Annotated in this window: 16 protein-coding genes; 2 read left to right on the top strand and 14 right to left on the bottom strand. The window is 43.5% G+C overall.

Annotation, left to right across the window (positions count from 1 at the left end; all coding sequences use genetic code 11):
- Nucleotides 1-28: 28 nt before the first annotated feature.
- The gene (locus OCV58_RS00540) at nt 29-850 is read left to right on the top strand and encodes a Cof-type HAD-IIB family hydrolase (protein WP_154876582.1); all 822 of its coding nucleotides are present in this window, start codon (nt 29-31) and stop codon (nt 848-850) included.
- Between the two features lie 171 nt (nt 851-1,021).
- Here OCV58_RS00540 and OCV58_RS00535 read toward each other — a convergent pair whose 3' ends face one another.
- The 12 genes from OCV58_RS00535 to OCV58_RS00480 all read right to left on the bottom strand — a co-directional run bounded on the left by OCV58_RS00535 (nt 1,022) and on the right by OCV58_RS00480 (nt 17,468).
- Complete coding sequence (locus OCV58_RS00535) at nt 1,022-2,992, bottom strand: YjhG/YagF family D-xylonate dehydratase (protein ID WP_154876581.1); 1,971 nt, start codon at nt 2,990-2,992, stop codon at nt 1,022-1,024.
- A gap of 131 nt (nt 2,993-3,123) precedes the next feature.
- Nucleotides 3,124-4,392, bottom strand: coding sequence for an MFS transporter (locus tag OCV58_RS00530; protein WP_095629404.1), 1,269 nt, complete (start codon nt 4,390-4,392; stop codon nt 3,124-3,126).
- 23 nt (nt 4,393-4,415) lie between these two features.
- Nucleotides 4,416-5,729: a nickel pincer cofactor-dependent isomerase, group 22 gene (locus OCV58_RS00525; RefSeq protein ID WP_107196798.1), complete on the bottom strand. Its 1,314-nt coding sequence runs from the start codon at nt 5,727-5,729 to the stop codon at nt 4,416-4,418.
- A gap of 23 nt (nt 5,730-5,752) precedes the next feature.
- Entirely contained in the window at nt 5,753-6,646 is an 894-nt protein-coding gene (locus OCV58_RS00520; protein WP_107196799.1) for a dihydrodipicolinate synthase family protein, read from the bottom strand.
- Nucleotides 6,647-6,674: 28 nt separating this feature from the next.
- A complete protein-coding gene (locus OCV58_RS00515) occupies nt 6,675-7,835 on the bottom strand; it encodes a UxaA family hydrolase (RefSeq protein WP_095629407.1) in 1,161 nt (386 codons plus the stop codon).
- Nucleotides 7,836-7,849: 14 nt separating this feature from the next.
- Nucleotides 7,850-8,134: a UxaA family hydrolase gene (locus tag OCV58_RS00510; RefSeq protein ID WP_107196459.1), complete on the bottom strand. Its 285-nt coding sequence runs from the start codon at nt 8,132-8,134 to the stop codon at nt 7,850-7,852.
- A 96-nt stretch (nt 8,135-8,230) separates the two neighbouring features.
- On the bottom strand, nt 8,231-9,517 hold the full coding sequence (locus OCV58_RS00505) for an MFS transporter (RefSeq protein WP_095629409.1): 1,287 nt from the start codon (nt 9,515-9,517) through the stop codon (nt 8,231-8,233).
- A gap of 22 nt (nt 9,518-9,539) precedes the next feature.
- Nucleotides 9,540-11,228 carry a dihydroxy-acid dehydratase gene (gene ilvD / locus OCV58_RS00500; protein WP_095629420.1) on the bottom strand — a complete coding sequence of 563 codons (1,689 nt, stop codon included), beginning with the start codon at nt 11,226-11,228 and terminating at the stop codon, nt 9,540-9,542.
- Between the two features lie 306 nt (nt 11,229-11,534).
- Nucleotides 11,535-11,951, bottom strand: coding sequence for a MaoC family dehydratase (locus OCV58_RS00495; RefSeq protein ID WP_095629410.1), 417 nt, complete (start codon nt 11,949-11,951; stop codon nt 11,535-11,537).
- A gap of 54 nt (nt 11,952-12,005) precedes the next feature.
- Nucleotides 12,006-13,145: an acyl-CoA dehydrogenase gene (locus tag OCV58_RS00490; protein ID WP_095629411.1), complete on the bottom strand. Its 1,140-nt coding sequence runs from the start codon at nt 13,143-13,145 to the stop codon at nt 12,006-12,008.
- Nucleotides 13,146-13,272: 127 nt separating this feature from the next.
- Nucleotides 13,273-16,794 carry a pyruvate:ferredoxin (flavodoxin) oxidoreductase gene (nifJ, locus tag OCV58_RS00485; RefSeq protein ID WP_095629412.1) on the bottom strand — a complete coding sequence of 1,174 codons (3,522 nt, stop codon included), beginning with the start codon at nt 16,792-16,794 and terminating at the stop codon, nt 13,273-13,275.
- 374 nt (nt 16,795-17,168) lie between these two features.
- The gene (locus tag OCV58_RS00480; protein WP_095629413.1) at nt 17,169-17,468 is read right to left on the bottom strand and encodes a helix-turn-helix domain-containing protein; all 300 of its coding nucleotides are present in this window, start codon (nt 17,466-17,468) and stop codon (nt 17,169-17,171) included.
- Nucleotides 17,469-17,757: 289 nt separating this feature from the next.
- On the opposite strand from OCV58_RS00480, the gene OCV58_RS00475 reads away from it, so the two are divergent.
- Entirely contained in the window at nt 17,758-18,579 is an 822-nt protein-coding gene (locus OCV58_RS00475) for an IclR family transcriptional regulator (protein ID WP_154876580.1), read from the top strand.
- Between the two features lie 217 nt (nt 18,580-18,796).
- Here the strand turns inward: OCV58_RS00475 and OCV58_RS00470 are convergent, their stop codons facing one another.
- Together OCV58_RS00470 and OCV58_RS00465 are read right to left on the bottom strand one after the other, a co-directional pair.
- A complete protein-coding gene (locus OCV58_RS00470; protein WP_154876579.1) occupies nt 18,797-19,966 on the bottom strand; it encodes an iron-containing alcohol dehydrogenase in 1,170 nt (389 codons plus the stop codon).
- Nucleotides 19,967-20,080: 114 nt separating this feature from the next.
- Nucleotides 20,081-20,839: an SDR family NAD(P)-dependent oxidoreductase gene (locus OCV58_RS00465; RefSeq protein WP_095629500.1), complete on the bottom strand. Its 759-nt coding sequence runs from the start codon at nt 20,837-20,839 to the stop codon at nt 20,081-20,083.
- Nucleotides 20,840-20,869: the final 30 nt, after the last annotated feature.

Raw genomic sequence — 20,869 nt, 5'->3', positions numbered from 1 at the left:
ACTGCATAGAAAAAAGGAGAGTACCTACATGCCAACCTATAAAATCATCGCCTGCGACATGGATGAAACCCTGCTCAGCAGCGACGCCTCCATCTGCCGCCGCAATATCGAAGCCATCGCCAACGCAAAAGCCCAGGGCGTCAAATTCGTGCCCTGCACGGGACGGGGATTCCGCTCTGTCGAAGGCGTTCTGAAAACGCTGAACCTGTTCGACAAAGCCGGCCAATACGTCATTGGCTTCAACGGAGCCAGCATCACGGAAAACAAAGGGCACCGCTCCCTGTTCTGGGACCCGATTCCCTTCGACCTGGCCGATAGGATTTACCGCAAAAGCGCGTCCTATGGCCTCTGCATGCACATTTACACACGTGATACCGTATACATCAGCGACGTCACGCCTGACGAAGAGGATTTTCTCCGCGGCCGCATGGCTTACGTGCCGACGGCGGAAAAGACCCTCGACTTCCTGCGCGGCAAGGAAGAAGTCTGCAAGCTCATCATCATGAACACCGACTACAGCCGTCTGCAGGAAATTCACGCCGAAATGAAGCCCCTTCTCGACGACATCACGGTCAGCTTTTCCAGCAACCGCTACATCGAATTCATGCACAAGGGCGTCACGAAAGGCGTCGCCCTCCTCAAATTAGCCGCCATGCTCGGCGTACAGCCTGAAGAAACGATGGCTATCGGCGACAATATCAACGACATTGAAATGCTCCAGGCCGCCGGCCTCAGCGTAGGCGTCCATAATTTAAATCCTCTAATCCGCCAATACTGCAGCGTCGTCACCGACGCGACGAACAACGACGGAGCCGTCGGCGAAGCCATTGAAACCTTCGTATTGAAATAACCCGTTCAATAAAGCAAACGATATATTACATCACGCCAACAAGGCATGCCCTGCGAGTCTCAGACCCGTTAGGCATGCCTTGTTAGTTCATCATATATTTTATGGATTATGAGGGTTAACAAATTATACTATTGAAATAACACACTTTCTGCAAACAAATTCATTTAGGACTTATAAGCCTAATACTTTTTTGCCTGCATTCAATACTTTTATAATTTGATCTACATCGTAAACAGTGCCTTTCCAGGCGCCTCCGCTTACATCCTGCAACGCAGCCCATAACCGCGTATCATCCGGCAAATCTTCATCTGGACGGACATCCGGATTCGTTTCACGTTTAGCTAATTCAGCAGCACCTTCCTCATAGGTCATAGGCTGATCTTCTGTGCCGATAAAGTTCAAACTGCCTTCAAGTTTAACCGTGTCGACAATAATTTCTACAATATCGCCGTCTCTCAATTTACCAATGGGGCCCCCTGCCAACGCTTCAGGTCCAACATGTCCAAAGCAAGCGCCAGTAGAAACACCGGAGAACCGAGCATCTGTAATCAAAGACACATGTTTACCAAAAGGTAAATTCTTCAAAGCAGACGTCAGCTGATATGTTTCTTCCATCCCTGTTCCCAACGGACCGCCGCCCATGACAACCATGATATCGCCAGCAACAATTCGGCCCGGTTCTTTCAAAGCAGTAATAGCAGCTTTTTCAGAAGTAAATACCTTAACTTTAGCAGTATGTCTGAATACATGGTCATCGTCAATTACACTCGGGTCAATGGCTGTAGATTTGACAACTGCGCCTTCCGGAGCAATATTGCCAACAGGGAACGTAACTGTCGAACCAATACCCTTTTCTTTAGCTTTTTCAGGAGAGAAAATAACTTCATTAGGATCAAGATTATCCACTTCCTGCAAACGTTTGCGGCATGCTTGACGCCGTTCCGAATTTTCCCACCAATCAAGATTTTCACCAAGAGTACTGCCGGTAACTGTCATTACATCTTCATGCAGCAAGCCTAATTTGCGCAAATGCAGCATAACTTCCGGAACACCGCCAGCCAAGAATGCTGCCGCTGTCGGATAATTGACCGGTCCAATTGGTAATACACTGACCAAGCGAGGAACTTCCTTATTAATACGTGCCCAATCTTCAACAGTTGGTCTTCTGCAGCCAGCAGCATATGCAATAGCTGGCAAATGAAGCAATAAATTCGTCGAACCGCCAAAGGCTGCATGAAGAATCATAGCATTTGCAATAGCGTGATCAGTCAAGACATCTTTAGTCGTAATACCATTCTTTTCCATTTCAACAGCTGCAATAGCCGATTTTCTGGCAATATCTTTCCAAATTACAGATCCGGACGGAGCCAAGGCAGAATGAGTTAACGCCAAGCCTAAAGATTCTCCAATTACCTGTGAGGTTCCAGCTGTACCAAAGAACTGACAGCCGCCGCCAGAACTTGCACAAGAACTGCAGCCAAGGCGAATAGCATCTTCATAAGATAATTCCCCATTAGCAAAGCGCACGCTGATTGTCTGTACTGTACCAAGGTCTTCCCCTTTATTCGGCATCAGAGTAGAACCACCCGGAACTAAAACTGTAGCAATATCATGCATGCTGGCCAAAGCCATCATCGTTGCCGGTAACCCCTTATCACAGGAGGCAATGCCAATAACAGCTTTACGAGTCGGAAGAGAACGAATCAGTCTTTTCATAACAATAGCAGCATCATTGCGGTACGGTAAAGAATCAAACATGCCAATCGTCCCTTGAGTTCGGCCATCGCAAGGATCAGAAACAAAGGCTGCGTAAGGAACTAATCCCATATTTTTAATTTCATCTGCCGCTTCTGCAACCTGAATATCCAATTCATAATGACCTTGATGAAGCCCAACAGCAATCGGACTGCCATCCGGATTACGGAGTCCGCCTTTTGTGCTTATAATCATTACATCGCCATTGGCTAAGGTATCGGTATTCCAACCCTCACCAGCATTCATAGTCATGCCAAAAATGTTTCCGCTAGGTAATGTTTTCAACATATCCGGCGTCAAGGGCAATGTCCCCTTCGGTCCGTCTGCATGCGTTACGGCATCATAGATACCTTGCGGTTCATTTGTATACAAATTTTTAATAGACATATATTTCTCCTTCCTAATACCGATTAAAAATACCACATCAAAGAGTATAAAAAGAGAGGATGCCGCCGTTTATTAACGAGACATCCTCTCTTTTTCACATAAACGACATATGGTATCGTTTTATATATTTATTATTTTCCTTCTGTCTTCTTAGGCAATGTCAGCGTGAGCAGGAAGCCAGCAAATAAGCAGGCTGCCAAGAAATAAACACCAGCAAAAATGGACATAAACTGCGTCGTAAGATAACCTACGATAAAGGGTCCGACGAAGCCGCCCAAATTCCCCAATGCGTTGATAATGCCCATGGAGCCACCGGCAACATTAGCCGGGAAAAGCAACGTAGGAATCGTCCAGAAAATACCGGAAGCGCACTGTAAGAAAAGCCCGCAACCACAAAGGAAAGCAAAGGATACCCAAGGCTGTGCTTGGAACAATACCGATGCCAAGAAGCAGAGAGCAAAACCTAACAGAGGAAGAGCAACGTATTTCTTACGGTTACCGCTTCTGTCAGAAAGATGTCCGAAAATGTACAAACCAGCCATGCAAGCAAAATACGGAATGGTCGAAAGGAAACCGATCATTGTCATGCTGGAAGATGTAAGATCGCGAATAATGGTAGGCAGCCACATAGCAAAACCATAAATCCCCGTCTGGTATGCAAAGTAAATCAAAATCAATTTCCACATGTTAAGACTGCCAAAAATCTGTCCTAAAGAAACCTTCCCGGTTTCACCGCTAATAGCAGCTTGTTCAGCTTCACGTGCACTGACGATATAATTACGTTCTTCTTCTGAGAGCCATTTAGCCGTTTTAGGATCTTCACTAATCATCGGCCACCATACGAAGATCAAAAGCAAGGATACGAGACCTTCGACGATGAATACGGAACGCCAGCCATAGCTCGTTACAAGCCAACCAGAAACAGGACCTGTGATGATAGAAGCGATAGCAATGTTCATAATGAAGTACGAATTCGCTCTGCCGCGTTCCGATGCAGGGAACCAGTGGCTGAGGATAACGAGAACTGCCGGCCAAACACCGCCTTCAGCAACGCCGATAAGGAATCGGAGAATCAGCATATGCGCCGCCGTATCAACAAAACCTAACAGCACACACATGATACTCCATGCCAAAATAGCACCGGCAATAAACTTCTTAGCATGTCCTTTTTCAGCCAATGCACCGCCAGGAACCTGAAGAACCATATACCCAACGAAGAAAATACCAGCTGCCAAACCAGAGAGCGTTGCAGTCATCTGCAGTTCTTCACTCATGCCTCCAGCCATAGCAAAACCAATATTTGTTCTATCCATAAAACCAAAAATGTAAACTAAAATACAGGGCGGAATAATCCGAGTCCATCGTTTTCCCGGAATATTTTTAGCAATTGCTTCAGCCATCTTATTTCACTCCATTCAAGCGTTTAGAATAAATTGCCATTTTCATCAAACTGCATAGGAGCTACTTCCCCTATGATTTCCATATTAGGATTAGCTTCTACTTCCGGAATCAAGACTTCAGAAACTTCAATTTCCTCAATTTCCATTGTATTCTTAATACGAATAATGCGAGGTTGAAGTTTATCAGCACCTGCACAGGTTTTAACAGCAGCTTGTACAGCCAATCTGTCATTGGGAGTCCAGAACGGAATTTTAACCATTTCAAGAAGAGTAGAGGTAATAGCATTAGGATAAGCCATTTCATTTATGATCTTATCTACACACCGCTGTGTCGTGACATCTGCTAAACCTAAACCATTCGCATTACCATGAGTTTCTTCCGTTAAATCAAGAACTACAACACGTTTTGCTTTGAAATTACCAATACGCGGTTCAGAGCCATCAGCACCGCGAGGAACACCCGTTTCACGAGGCAAAGTACCGGAAACATTCGGGTCCATGCCATCACCGCTGATATTTTTGCCAATTTCATCAACAATGAGAACATCAGCATTGTCAATAAGAATATGTCCCATTATTTTCTTGGCTTCCAAAAGAAGACTCGGCTCTTGTTCAATAATTTCATCAGGTGTAAGTGCTGTTAATTTATAGGTCTGATCAAATGCGTTTTCAATGGTGCCGATGCCACAAATAATAGGCGCATTCTTTAAAATAACTTTACCGTATCGCTGCAGATTTTCAGCCATTTTAGGGAAGCCCTGTTCATGAACGCCTTCTGCACCATGCTGCTTACCCATGCCGATAACAGCCATTTTCATGAGGCCGCTTTCATACGGACCTACAAACTGCGTATGAGCTTTAATGCGGCCAACCATAATAATGCCGTCGGCTTCCGAAGCATATTTATCGATAAATACAGGCCGTCCATCATCAGTAACGCCAATCTGCTTCGTTTCCATCGATGCTTTGATAGGACATCCCATGGCTTCTTCCGTAATACCATACCCATTAACGATTTCAAGCTGACCTTCCGGAGTTGCACCGCCATGACTGCCCATAGCAGGAAATACAAAGGGGCTTCCGCCTTTTTGTTTTACATAGTCAACAACAGCTTTAATGATGATATCAATGTTCGCAACACCGCGGCTGCCGCAGGTAATGGCAATCGACATTCCCGATTTGATCTGAGATGCTATGATATCCCGATCTAATTCCTTCCAAATAACTTGCGGAATGTCTTCAGGCGCAATATACGAAGGATCAAAATGCTGTTTTACCTTTACCATTTTGGGAATCGCAATATCCTGGCACAAATTTGCAATAATGTTAGCATCCATTTTGCTCTCTCCTTTCAAAATAATTATTTTAAGCCATTATCTTGTAAAATTTTCTCTACTTGCTGAACTTGCTCCGCCGTAATCGGATTAAATTCAAGACAATGCGTAGAAATATTCAATCCTCGCAGAGACATTGCCGTCTTTACTGCAGGAAGGAATGGCTCGTTAATCGTATAGAAATTCATCAATGAATTAATAATTTTTTGGTATTTTTCTATGTCTGCTACATTTCCATCATTAATAGCTTTTACCCAAGCCGAACATACTTCGGGAGCAATATTTGACAACCCGCCAATGCATCCATTTCCTCCGCTCAGCATTGTATGCATCAAGCTTTCATCAAATCCAGACATTACGATAAAGTCAGGGAACTCGCCTTTTGTCGCATTAATCAATGCTCTTGTATGTCCAAAGTTGTCAACCGTATCCTTATACCCTACAAGGTTCTTATGCTTGCGCAAAAGACGCAATGTAATTTCCGGAGTCAAATCATATCCAGAACCGCCGGGATAGTTATAGAGGAAAACATTGCCCTGAATCTGAGGAAGAATCTGGTCATAATACCATTCAATGTTTTGTGCTCCCAAGGTAAAGTAATAGGGCCCAATAATCATAACAGCATCGGCACCAGCTTGAAGAGCATAGTTAGATAATTCAACGGTTTCCTTCGGAGTCATGCAGCCTGTTCCTACTAAAAACTTTACTCTGTGATTGATACAAGAAACTGCCACATCAATCAGCTGCTTTCGTTGCTCCATAGACATAGCGAAAAATTCACCCGAACTGCCCATAACAACAATCCCATCTACGCCGCCTTTAATTAAATGTTCATACACGAGTTTATTACCACTGGCATCAACATTTCCATCTTGATCAAAAATAGTTACAACTGGCGAAAAATATTCGGCTTTTTTCATACAAGTTACGCTCCTCAACTTTCAGTTTTTAAACATAATTACATACACGAGCAATTGCTATTTCCATAAAACCTAGTGCTTCTGATTTCGTCTGCTTGCCGTTAGCTACCTCAATCGTCAAATCAAGCAATTCTTTACCCAATTCTTCAATTGTTTTTTGTCCGTAAATTACAGGACTAGCATTGAAATCCATGTTATCTTCCATCTTCTCATACGTGAGCTTATTGCCAGTAAGTTTGATAACAGGACAAATAGGATTGCCCATGACATTTCCTCGTCCCGTTGTAAAGACAACAACTTGGCAGCCGCCTGCAACCATCCCCGCTACAGACGAAAAGTCATTTCCCGGCGTATCCATGATAACCAGGCCTTTTTCATCAATTTGTTTAGCATAATCATATACGGCATTGATTTCTCGGTGACCACCTTTATGAATACATCCTAAAGATTTTTCTTCCAATGTAGTCAAGCCGCCGGCTTTGTTACCTGGAGACGGATTGCCTTCCCGAACTTCTTCACCAACGAGCTGAAGCGCTTTTTCATAGCGATGAACAATTTCGAAAATACGATTACGAACCTCTTCATTCTTAGCACGTCGAGCCAAAATGTGTTCAGCCCCAATAAATTCTGTTGTTTCACTCAAAATAGAAGTAGAACCTAAATCAACCAAACGGTCGCTCAGATCACCAACTACCGGATTGGAAGCCAATCCCGACGTAGGGTCAGAGCCACCGCAGTTCGTACCTACAATTAAATGGGAAATATCAAATTCTTCCCGCTGAACCATGCTGGCTTCAATTACCATCTCTCTGGCATATCGTACAGCCTTTTCTACAGCCTTGATCGTTCCGCCAGATTCTTGAATGATAACCTGCTTAATAGGCTTATTTGTCCGTTCTTGAATGGCTTTGACAACCAAATCCATCTGACAGTTTTCACAACCTAACGATATAACAACAGTACCATAAATATTAGGATTAGCAGCGAAACCTGCCATTATATCCATTGTAAGCTGTTGGTCAGACGGAACTTGGGAACAGCCATTTTGATTATGAAAAGTGACTGTACCCTGAACCTGCTGAGAAACAATACGGGCTGTATCAGTTGCACAAACACTTGCCGGTAATACTAACACGTAATTGCGTACGCCAACGCGGCCATCCGGTCTTTTATATCCTAAAAAGTTCATGTCATCTCCTCCTTTTAACCCAGATCTTCTCGAACATTTTTAACATTATGGACGTGAACATGTTCACCTTTTTTTACCAATCCGGCAGCATGTCCAATATGTTCTCCATATTTTACAATCGGTTCATCATCAGCAATATCCCGAATAGCAAATTTGTGGTAAATTTGAATGTCTTCAGCTGCAGTTAACTCGACAGCTTCCTTTTCAAAATTCAAATATGTAATGAGATCGCCTTTCTTGATCTGTTCAATTGCTACAGCAACATTGTCCTTTGGATCAATAATCATACCGTTAATCATGTCTTATTTCGCCTCCTATTTTATATCCATATACACATACAACAATTAGTATTCTATCCAAGACATCTGAAAAACGTCTTGGATAGAATATATTTTTTACGATTCCTGCTTTTTAAATGCTGCAAACAGTATCAAAGACAAAACACAACCTACTAAAACAGTGATCCCCATAAAGTAGAATCCACCGACAAAACTGCCTGTATAATCTTTTATCCAACCAATCGCAATAGGCGCAATAAATCCGCCCAAATTACCAATAGCATTGATAAAAGCAATACCAGTAGCCGCAGCACCACCTACAAGAAACATTGGCGGAATTGTCCAAAAAATAGGCATGCAACCATAGAAGCCAATAGCACTGATAGAGATGAGAGCAATAGAAACACCTAATCCACTATTCAGAGCACCGCAAATAACCAAACAACCACCAGCTAATATCATGGCTCCAATCATATGCCACTTACGTTCCATATGCTTGTCAGAACTCCAGCCAATTGCCAGCATACCAACAGCTGCAACCACAAAAGGAACAGCACTAATCAAGCCAATCGTTGTAGTAGCCAGATCTCCACCAAAAGACTTAACAATCTGTGGAAGCCACATATTTACACCAAATACACCAATAACCTGAGATACATAAATAATGGCCAAAATCCAAACCTTAGGATTCAGCATAGCTTGGAAAGTAGAAACCTTTTCTTTTGCTACAACTTGTTGCTTTTCTTTTTCCAATTCGTCAATCAAAAAATTTCTTTCTTCGGCAGTTAGCCAGTTAGCCTTTGAAGGATTATCAGTTAAATACGACAATGCAATCAAACCAACAATAACCGTTGGGGCACCTTCTAAAATGAACATCCATTGCCACCCTGCTACCCCCATCATTCCGTCTAACGTAAGCAGCCAACCAGATACTGTCGAACCAATCATCAAAGCTAATGGTTGAGCAAACATGAAACGAGACGTAATTGATCCTCTATATTCTGCTGGAAACCATTGTGTCAAATAAAAAATAACGCCTGGAAAAAAGCCAGCTTCTACCGCTCCAAGTAGAAAACGCACCACTAAAAATTGTGTTGTAGTTGTAATAAATGCCATGCTAGCAGAAATACAGCCCCATACAGCTAACAACAACCCCAACCAGATTCTTGCCCCATATTTATTTAACCCTAAATTACTAGGAACGCCAAAAATTAAATACCCAATAAATAATATACCAGCGCCATAACCAAAAGTAGTGGCAGTCAATCCAAGATCTCTATTCATCTCCAAAGCAGCAAACCCTAAGTTAACGCGGTCAATATAGTTAAGCAAATAACAAAGTACTAAAAAGGGAATTAAACGCCAGGTTACTTTTGTAAATACCCTCTGTTTCATTTCTTCCATTGGACTATGCCTCCATCAACATTTATAAATTTTTTAGCTTATCGTATTGAACAACTGCACCTTGTGCACCAGAACCAGCAATTTTGCAATATAAACCTAACCAACCTTTTTTGAACTTAGGTTCCGGCCTTTTCCACTCAGCCAACCGTTTCGTTATTTCTTCATCATTTACAAGAAGATTCAATGAGCGGTTTTCAACATCAATTTCAATACGATCACCATTTTTTACAATAGCAATAGGACCGCCTTCAGCAGCTTCTGGAGAAATATGTCCTACAAAACATCCATTATTTGTACCGCTAAAACGTCCATCTGTAATCAAAGCAGTTGTTTTAGCCAAACCTCTACCATATAAATACTTCATGGCCTTGAACATTTCGCGCATGCCTGGGCCGCCTTTAGGCCCTTCATAACGGATAACTACAACATGACCATCTCGAACCTTACCAGCTAAAATTGCTTCTTCAGCCGCTTCTTCAGAATCAAAACATATTGCTTCTCCTTCAAAATGCTGCAGGCTCTTATCAAACGCTCCTGGTTTTGTAATACCTGTATCCGGAGCCAAATTACCGCGAAGAACAGCCACTCCACCTTCATACCCAAAAGGTTCATCCATCGTTTTAATAATATTATTATTTTTAGGATACTGATATACGTGACTCTCTGTATTTTCCGCTACGGTATGAGCCGTAACTGTCATCGCATTCGTATAAATGATGGAACTCATTTCTTCAAGCAGTTTGCTGACCCCACCAGCTTGATAAAAATCAATCATGTTATATTCTGAAGCAGGATTAATCTTAGCTAACTGCGGCGTATGTCTAGATAATTCATCAAATTCCGACAAAACATCAATATCTAGCTCTGCTTCACGAGCAATAGCAGTTAAATGCATAACTGCATTGGTACTTCCACTCATGGCCAAACAAATTTTAATCGCATTGCGAATACTTTCATTTGTAATAACTTGCCGAGCAGTAATTCCTTTTTCAACAAGTTCCATGATTTTTATGCCGGTAGCTTCTGCAATAGATAATCTGGCAGCTGAATAAGCTGGAATAATACCTCCATCAGGCAAGGTCATACCTAACGCTTCGGAAAGTGCACACATCGTGTTTGCGGTTCCTAAATACGAACAAGAACCACATGTTGGACAGGATAAATTTTCTAATGTTCTATATTCTTTCTCTGTAATTCTATTAGCAGACAACATGCCATATGCTTCTGTACTTGAAGTCTGGTCAGATTTTCTGCCATCAAACACTATTCCACCTTCCATTGGTCCGCCAGGCAATAAAATGCAGGGAATATCTAAACGAGCTGCTGCCATCAACATGCCTGGAACAATCTTATCGCAGGAACCTAATAATACGAGTCCGTCGAATAAATTAATCTGAGCCATCGATTCAACAGAATTAGCTATCAGTTCTCGAGACGGCAAAATATAATGCATACCATCATGACCTTGCGCAAAACCGTCACAACCACCAATAACACCAAATTCAACAGGAGTACCTCCAGCTCGATAGATTCCATCTTTTACTCGTTGCGCCACCTGTCTCAAATTAAAATGTCCTGGAACACATTCACTCCATGCATTAGCTATACCAATAATTGGACGTTTTAAATCATCTGTAGAAAATCCCATTGATTTATACGTAGCACGATAATATTGGTTGTGCAATCCTTCGAGAATTTTTTCACTTCTCATCGTTTCAGACTCCTCCTTTTTTCTTAAATACGTATTATTTCGTATATTCGTCTTTATGCCACTAGTATATCACTTGAAGCACATTAATATCAATACATGGCTTCCAATATATTTTTTTAATATCGCATTTTAATTTTTAATACAAATAAATCATTAGTATACCAAACAATTACGATATTTAGTAATTTTAAAATCTAATTGTGTTAAAAATTATCACTAAAAAAGAAAAAACGAGCCCAATTATATATTTGAACTCGATTTTCCCCTTTCGGATACAGTATCAGCAACCCATTAATTCAGACATTGTTATTTTTTTAACATAACAGCCTTTCCGTCAGTTACAACAACGCCATCTTGATTTGTTACGACAGTACTCAAAATAAGACGGTGTTTTTCAGGAATCTTTTCGATGATAGTCGCCGTGCAGGTAATCGTGTCGCCGATGCGTACGGGAGCTTTGAATTTCAATTCTTGGGAGCAATAAATCGGCGTACCGCCGTGCATGGCTTTCGTCATCGTCGTCGAAATGATGCCGGCAGAAATCATGCCGTGGGCAATACGGCCCTTAAACATCGATTCTTTAGCGATTTGTTCGTTGACGTGCATGGGGTTGAAATCACCTGTAATACCAGCAAAGGCATATACGTCCGATTCACTGATTGTCTTGCCGAAGGTAGTCGTGTCGCCTACCTGCATTTCATCATACGTTAATTCTTCCTTCATGATGCATCACCTTTCTATCATACCATACAATGGCAACCATAAGCGCGGAATGGCTCACCGCAGCAAGCTGCCGGAAATGACCATGCGTTGTACCTGGTTCGTTCCTTCGTAAATCTGCGTAATCTTCGCGTTGCGCAGCAGCCGTTCTACCGGGTATTCGCGCGTGTAACCGTAGCCGCCGAAGATCTGTACGGCATCCGTAGCGATAGCCATGGCCGCATCGGAAGCGTACATCTTAGCCATAGCGGCTTCTTTAGAATAGGGAAGGCCTGCGCCTTTCAAATATGCAGCGCGGTACGTCAGCAGACGAGCGGCGTCGAGACGGGTCGCCATGTCAGCCAGCATAAAAGAAACGCCCTGGAACTTACTGATCGGTTTGCCGAACTGCGTCCGTTCTTTTGAGTATTGAACGGCCGCTTCCAGTGCCGCCTGAGCAATACCTAGAGCTTGAGCAGCTACGCCGATACGACCGCCATCTAAAGATGTCATGGCAATTTTAAAGCCCTTGCCTTCTTCGCCGAGAAGATTTTCTTTTGGTACAACGACGTCCTGGAATACTAATTCCATCGTCTGAGAACCATGAATACCCAATTTATGTTCCTTTTTGCCAAAAGTAAAGCCCGGCATGCCTTTTTCCAAAATGAAAGCGGAAATGCCTTTTGTACCCTGAGACTTATCGGTCATGGCAAATACGACGTAAATATCAGCGGCTCCGCCATTGGTAATAAATATTTTGCTGCCGTTCAGCACGTAGTGGTCACCGACTTTTTCAGCATGAGACTGCTGTTGTGCCGAATCGGTGCCGGCATTGGGTTCTGTCAAGCCGAAAGCGCCTAATTTCGTGCCTTCTGCCAAGGGAACCAAGTATTTTTGTTTTTGTTCTTCCGTGCCGTATGTAAAAATAGGCCATGCGCAAAGGGACACAGACGCAGCGTAGCTGCAGGCAATGGAATCATCTACGCGAGCCAATTCTTCATTTGCGAGAATATAGCTCATGTAGTCTCCGCCGCCTCCGCCGTATTCTTCCGGAAAGAAAATCCCCATTAAGCCCAATTCGCCGAGTTTATCGACGATGCTGCGGTCAAATACTTCTTCTTCGTCACGCTGGTGGACTGTCGGCGCAATTTCCTTTTCGGCAAAATCGCGGACCATTTTGGTTATCATTTTTTGTTCATCTGAAAGCTGGAACTCCATTATTCTGTTATCCCCTTTCTCCCTTAATGAATTTTGTTTATATAATCACGTAATTAGAAGCTCTGCCGGTGCGAAAGATGGAGCGTTTATCATTGCGTGGACAGAGCTTCTTTTTACTTAATTACCCTTATTTGCCTGCCATTTTAGCGTATTTGGCATAGCGTTCCTTCGCTTCGCGGATCGTCTTTTCATACAATGCTTCTGCACGTTCCGGGAAGTTAATCTGCAAGCGGTTGTAACGGTTTTCACCGCGCAGGTATTCGACCATTTTGTCGGAATCCGGTTCCGGAGAATCAAGCTGGAACGGATTCTTGCCTTCTGCCGCCAAACGCGGATCGTAGCGATAGAGGTGCCAGTAGCCGCATTCTACGGCTTTCTTCATTTCAAGCTGCGTAGCGCCCATACCGGCCTTGATGCCGTGTTCGAGGCACGGGCAGTATGCGATGACGATGGACGGACCCGGATATGCTTCGGCTTCGCGGAGAGCGCGGAGCGTCTGCGCCTGGTTGTAGCCCATAGCAACCTGGGCAACGTATACGTATCCGTAGGTCATGGCGATAGCACCGAGGTCTTTCTTCTTGACCTGCTTGCCGCCGGCGGCGAATTTCGCTACGGCTGCCGTCGGAGTAGCCTTGGAGGACTGGCCACCTGTATTGGAGTATACTTCCGTATCCATGACCAGGATGTTGACGTCGCGGTTCTGAGCGATGACGTGGTCGATACCGCCGAAGCCGATATCATATGCCCAGCCGTCGCCGCCGAAGGCCCATACGGATTTCTTAGCCAGGTATTCTTTATTCTGAAGGACGAAGGCTACGTCTTCGTTCGCCGGAACCTGTTCCAATGCGGCGATGAGGGCGTCTGTCACTTCGCGGGACTTGTCGCCTTCGCTGTAATGAGCCAGGTATTCGTCGATAGCTTCTACGGCGACGTTCTGTTCCTTCAAAGCATTCAGGTGAATGCGCAGTTCCTGCTGGATAACGTCCTGAGCGTGGAAGAAGCCGTAAGCAAATTCGGCGTTGTCTTCGAACAAGGACTGTTCCCAGCACGGGCCGAAGCCGCGGTTGTCCGTGCAGTACGGCGTCGTCGGCAAGGAGCCGCCGTATGCGGAGGAGCAGCCAGACGCGTTGGCAACGTACATGCGGCTGCCGAAGAGCTGCGTAACCGTCTTGATGTACGTCGTTTCGGCGCAGCCTGCGCAGGCCGGCGAGAATTGGAAGTACGGTTTGGCAAACTGCAGTTCTTTGACAGTCTTGTCGCTGACAGCTTCCTTCTTGAGATACTGTTCGTCCATGACGAAGCGGTTGAAGTTATCCTGCTGGGCAGCTTCTTCTTCCATGGGAACCATCGTAAGAGCGCCCTTGTCTTTCAGCGGGCAAACGCTTACGCAGACGCCGCAGCCGAGGCAATCGTACGGCGAAACCTGGAGGCGGAAGTTGTAATCGGACAGCTTAGCGCCTTTCGCCTTAACCGTTACGAAGCTTTCCGGAGCGCCGGCCAATTCTTCATCCGTAAGGAGAACCGGGCGGATAGCTGCGTGGGGGCAGGCCATGGAGCAGCTGTTGCACTGCGCGCAGACTTCAGCATTCCAGTGGGGAACCTTGATGGCTACGCCGCGCTTGCTGTATTCCGTCGTGCCGAGAGGCCATGTGCCATCGAAGCAATCATGCTTCTTGAATACCGATACCGGAATAAAGTCGCCCTGCTGACGATTCATCGGTTCCACGATATCCTGAATGAATTCAGGCAAGTGGGACAGATCCTTCGGCGTATCGACAGCATTGGCCCAAGAAGCAGGAACTTCTACTTTTACGAGGCCTTCGATACCGGCGTCAACTGCTTTGTTGTTCTTGTCGACGATTTCCTGACCGCCTTTTTTGAAGTAGCTGTCATAGTTGCCTTGCTTCATCGCTTCCACAGCCATGTCGATAGGAATAACCTTGGTCAGTTCGAAGAACGCAGCCTGGAGAATCGTGTTGACACGTTCGCCCAAGCCGATTTCACCAGCTAATTTTGTAGCATCGATCGTGTAGAACTGAGCATGTTTATTGTACAAATCGCGTTTCATCTTGGCCGGCAGCTGCGTTTCCAACTCTTCCGCCGTCCAGGGACAGTTCAGGAGGTATACGCCGCCGTCTTTTAATTCAGCCGTCGTATCGTATTTATGAACGTATGTCGGAGCGTGGCAGCCTACGAAATCAGCCGAATCAACGAGATATGTCGCATGGATGGGCTGATCGCCGAAGCGGAGGTGCGACTGTGTCAGGCCGCCGGTCTTCATGGAGTCGTAGGAGAAGTATGCCTGGGCATATTTATCTGCCGTCAAGCCGATAATGGTAATGGCGTTTTTGTTTGCGCCGACCGTGCCGTCGCCGCCGAGGCCCCAGATCTTAGCGGCCGTCTGGCCTTCGTAGGACAATTTGATCGGTTCGTCTGTCAGGGACGTATTCGTTACGTCGTCTACGATACCGATAGTGAAGTTGTTTTTCGGCTGAGCCTGTTCCAAGTTAGTGTATACGGCGGCGATCTGAGCCGGCGTCGTATCCTTGGAAGCCAAGCCGTAGCGGCCGCCGACAACGACGATATCGCCGCGGCCAGCCTGAATCAAGGCGCTCTGTACGTCTAAGTACAGCGGTTCGCCGATGGAGCCCGATTCCTTCGTGCGATCCAGTACAGCGACTTTCTTACACGTAGCCGGAATGGCTTCGGTGAAGTGCTGTACGGAGAAGGGACGATACAAGTGAACCTGTACCATGCCGACCTTCTTGCCCTGAGCGTTGAGGTAATCGACAGTGTCCCGTACGGTTTCTGCCGCAGAGCACATGACGACGACGACTTCTTCTGCGTCGGGAGCGCCGTAGTAGTTAAAGAGCTTGTAATCGCGGCCTGTCAGTTTATTGATTTCATCCATGTAATGCTGTACGACGCCGGGGATGGAAGCGATTTTTTCGTTCGCCCCTTCTTTGCACTGGAAGAAGATATCCGGATTGACCGTCGTGCCGCGTTCATAGGGATGTTCAGGATTCAAGGCGTTTTTGCGGAAGGCGTTCAGCTGATCGTAGTCGACGAGCTTTTTCAATTCGTCGTAGTCCAGCGCTTCGATACGCTGCATTTCGTGAGATGTACGGAAGCCGTCGAACACGTGCATGAAGGCATAGCGTCCGCCGATTGCCGCTAAGTGCGATACGGCGCCCAAATCCATGACTTCCTGCGGCGACGAAGACATGATCATGCCGAAGCCGGTGGAACGGCAGGCCATGACGTCGGAGTGATCGCCGAAAATAGAAAGAGCGTGAGCGCTGACCGTACGGGCGGCAATGTGGAATACGCCCGGCAGGAATTCGCCGCCGATTTTGAACATCGGCGGAATCATGAGCAGCAAGCCCTGAGAAGCCGTGTAGGTCGTCGTCAGAGCGCCGGCCTGCAGCGAGCCGTGGCATGTACCGGCCGCGCCTGCTTCAGACTGCATTTGAATAACATCAACCGTATTGCCAAAGATATTTTTCTTTCCCTTTGCGGCCCATTCGTCAACCTTTTCAGCCATAACTGACGACGGCGTAATGGGGAAAATGGCAGCTACTTCCGTAAAGGCATACGATGCATATGCGGCAGCAGTGTTGCCATCCATTACAACATAGTTTTTCTTCATGATGTAATAGTTCCTCCTTTTTCTAAATGACATGTAAAAACAAGTTCCGCATACAAAAACTTTAGTGAACTACTTTTCATTCAAGGCAATCATTTTTTCATTAGTAAGCATGTCGATTTTGCCCGTTTTTATTGTTCTTATATACGTCTTTATTCTTATATTCGTTATTCTATCATTTTATAAGAAAAAATTCAATGCTTATAAATAATAAAACCATATATAATGCATAAAAAACATGGAGCAACTTATAATCATATAATATAAGCAAAGATAATGTATATCCGAATAAAAAAATTTTTAAGGCATATCAAAACAAAAAAATCTCACTAAATCATAGAAAATTTCCTATAGTTTAGTGAGATAAAAATATATTTTCAAATTGTAAATTTCTTTTGGATACTAAAAAGATGATTGATATCTTTTTTATTAATAATAGTAGCGGAAAGAACAATAAGTGTTCGACCTGCACGATACCCTTTATGAACAGAATCATACTCAATATATTCTCTATAAACTAATTCTTTCAATAAATTAGACAATGAGCTTTTAGGTATTCCCGTCTCCTTTTGTATCGCTGTAAATGAGGGAGCCTGATCTGCATTAGCAATAAAATAAACAATATCTAATGCACGAGCCACTGAACGAACAATCGTTTTTGTTCCTTCTCCATTCATAGCGTTCCCTCCCTTCCTTAATTACGTCCAAGTTCTTATATTAGTACTAATTATATGATAACATTGCTATTTTTGAATGTCAATTTGTAAATAATCTACGATACCTTGTATACTAATATTTAATTCTAGATACATATGATAAAGTTTTCATTAAAATAATTGTTCCAATATATGGACGAAAAATTCATAATACTATATAATGTATATGTATAAAGTATTGTTTGCATTGAATAAATAAGGAAGAGGATTATATACTCTTCAACATATATGAGGAAAGAAGTGATACGTTATGGCATATTCTCAGCACAAGCCAACATTGCGAGTTTTAGATATCATGCAGTCGCTTGCATCTGCAAACGACGAAGGCCTGACATTAACAGAAATAGCTACCAAAATTCAAGTTCCCAAAAGTACTATTGTACCAATCATTCACACATTACGCGACAGAGACTTTATTGAGCAAAAAAGCAACGGCAGATATGTCATAGGTATCAGTATGTTCCTCATCGGCTCCGCATCTCTTCAAAACATCGGTTTATTAGACGTGTTTAAGAAAGAAATGAAAGAAATTGTTTATAAAACATCTGAAACTTGCCAATTAGGCATTTTAGTAAATGGCGATGTCTTATATCTTGCAAAAGAAGATTCGGCTGAACCAATTCGCCTCGTTTCATTCGTCGGAAAACGCCTGCCAGCATATAGCACCTCTTTAGGCAAAGCGTTGCTTAGTTGCTATTCCCTTCAAGAGTTGGAATCAATTTATAAAGGCCCGTTAAAACCAGTAACAGAAAAAACATGCAAAACGATAGAACAATTATATGATGAATGTCTCCGGTCTAAATCCGAAGGCTATTTTCAAGAATCAGGAGAAATTTCTCCTGATTTAAGTTGCTTTGCAGTACCAATCCATCATAATGGCAAAATCATTGCAGCTGTCAGTGTAAGTATGCCTACATTCAGATTGACAAAAGAAATAAAAGAAACTGTAGTTAAGGCGTTATTAACTGGGCAAAATGTACTAGAACGCAATCTGCAGCGGCTTGGAATTTCTGACAGCAACTTATTTCTAGATTCCTTTGTTTCTCAAATACCCAGCATTTCAAATTGTTAAAAACAAATGGGAGTAGCTGAAGGATCAAAACACTGGTAGCCATTCCTATTTTATTTATAAGTCATTTTACGCCAGTCTTTCTTAGGCATAAAATCATATAAAATAACAAAAAGCTCTTTCTTAAATATGCAAGTTTTGTAATTTAACCTGCGTTCTGAAGAAAGAGCCCTTTATTTTTATATAGAAGCTATCTTAATCTAACTTGAATAACCTCATCTTATTGGTATGCAGCATTTAAAATATTGACGCAGTCCTCTTCCTTCAGTTCCATGCGGTCTCCTTCAAAGAGAAAAGCCATTGCCGATTTCGCATTAGCAGCCATTTTAGGAAATTCATCCGGAACAATGCCATAATCAGACATTTTAAGGTCAGATACATCACATTTTTCCTTTAGTTCTTCTAGCGCTATAATAAATTCCTCCGGCTTTTCCGCATCAGTTCTCCCCATTTTTTTCGCCAAAGCAACAAAACGTTCATCACACACATGGTGCTCAATCATATAGGTAAAGTATGCCTTACTCAGCATAATTAAGCCTGCACCATGCGGCAATTCCTGATGATACGCCGTTAAGGCATGTTCCAAAGAATGCTCGCTCATATTAGAACTTGTGCACATTTCCAAGCCTCCCAAATAATTGCCAAAGGCAACTCGTTCTCGCGCCTCTATATTAGAGCCATCTTGAACAGCCACAGGAAGCCAGGTACTAATTTGGTCAACGGCTTCAAGAGCAATCATTTCGCTCATGAGATTTGCTTTACATGACAAATATCCTTCAATATTGTGAAATAATGCATCAAATCCTTGGTAAGCAGTATATTTCGGAGGAATTGTCAACATCAATTCCGGGTCGATAATAGCCAATTTCGGAAATAGAAGCGGGCTTTTTATCGGTGTTTTTTCATTCGTTTCCGTATTCGTAATAACACCTCCAGCATCCGTTTCCGAACCCGTTCCAGCAGTCGTCGTAATCGCAATAATCGGCAAAGGGTTGACGGCAATAGGCTGCCGTTTTCCAGTACCATTCTGAATATAATCCCATAAATCACCTTCGTTTGTAGCCATAACGGCAATTGCTTTGGAAGCATCAATACAGCTGCCCCCACCTAAAGCAACAAGAAAATCACATTTTTCCTGCCGCGCAACAGCTGCCCCCATCATAACTGTTGTTTTAGTAGGATTGGGTTCGATTTGATCAAAAAGAACGGTCTCCACGCCAGCCAAGTGTAATTCTTTTTCCGTACGATTTAAATACCCATATTTCTTTGCCGAAATTCCATTAGAAAGAATCAGCAACGCCTTTTTACCTGGCATCATTTGCTCATGTAAATGATTGAGTTGGCCAACACCAAATAATGTTTTTGTAGGAATTCCAAATTGAAAAATCATAAAACATCCTCCATTTCACTAAGGGGAATATATAATAGAATATAAAAAACTAAAGGTTTGCCACGCATGGTAAATATATACGTGACAAACCCTTCGTATTATGGCCTCAATTCATTAACTAGCCGTCCATCCGCCGTCAATTGCAATATCTGCTCCAGTAATATAACTTGCCTTATCCGATGCTAAAAAAAGAATAACGTTTGCAACTTCATCAGGAGTGCCGACACGCTTCATAGGCGTACGCGAATCTATAATCGTAGTATAAGAAGGATCTTGCAGTACCTTCTCTACTAACGGAGTAGCTATAAATGCAGGCGACACACAATTTACACGAACACCTTTTGTAGCCCATTCATTTGCCAAACCCTTAGTAAAATTTCGTATCCCAGCTTTACTTGCTCCATAGATCGATAATCTTTGCATGTTGATGTGACTTTGCAAGGATGACAAGCTAATAATAGCCCCCTTCTGTTGTTTTAACATTTCCTTACCCACTTCAACCGTGCAGAAATACGCCCCTTTCAGATTGATATTCATAATATAATCCCAATCTTCTTCTACGTAATCTACTGCATATTTTCTATTATTAACTCCAGCAGAATTAACTAACACATCAATTTTGCCAAATTGATCTATAACATCGCCGACCATTTGCTTGATCTCAGCTACTTTACTTACATCCACCGCCAAGGCGCTTGCAGAAAATCCCGCTTGCTGCAATTCATCAGCAAAAGACTGACACTCTTCCAGATGGCGGCTGGCAATAATACAATGTGCGCCTTCTTCACAAAAACGCCTTACCGTAGCAGCGCCAATTCCTTTGCTGCCCCCTGTAACTAGTACGATTTTCCCGGAAAATTCACCCATTATCATCCACACCCCTTCTCAAAAGGATACGCGCAT

Source organism: Megasphaera stantonii, from assembly GCF_025567065.1.
Classification (GTDB): Bacteria; Bacillota; Negativicutes; order Veillonellales; family Megasphaeraceae; genus Megasphaera; species Megasphaera stantonii.
This window is presented reverse-complemented; position numbering and strand designations above follow the sequence as displayed.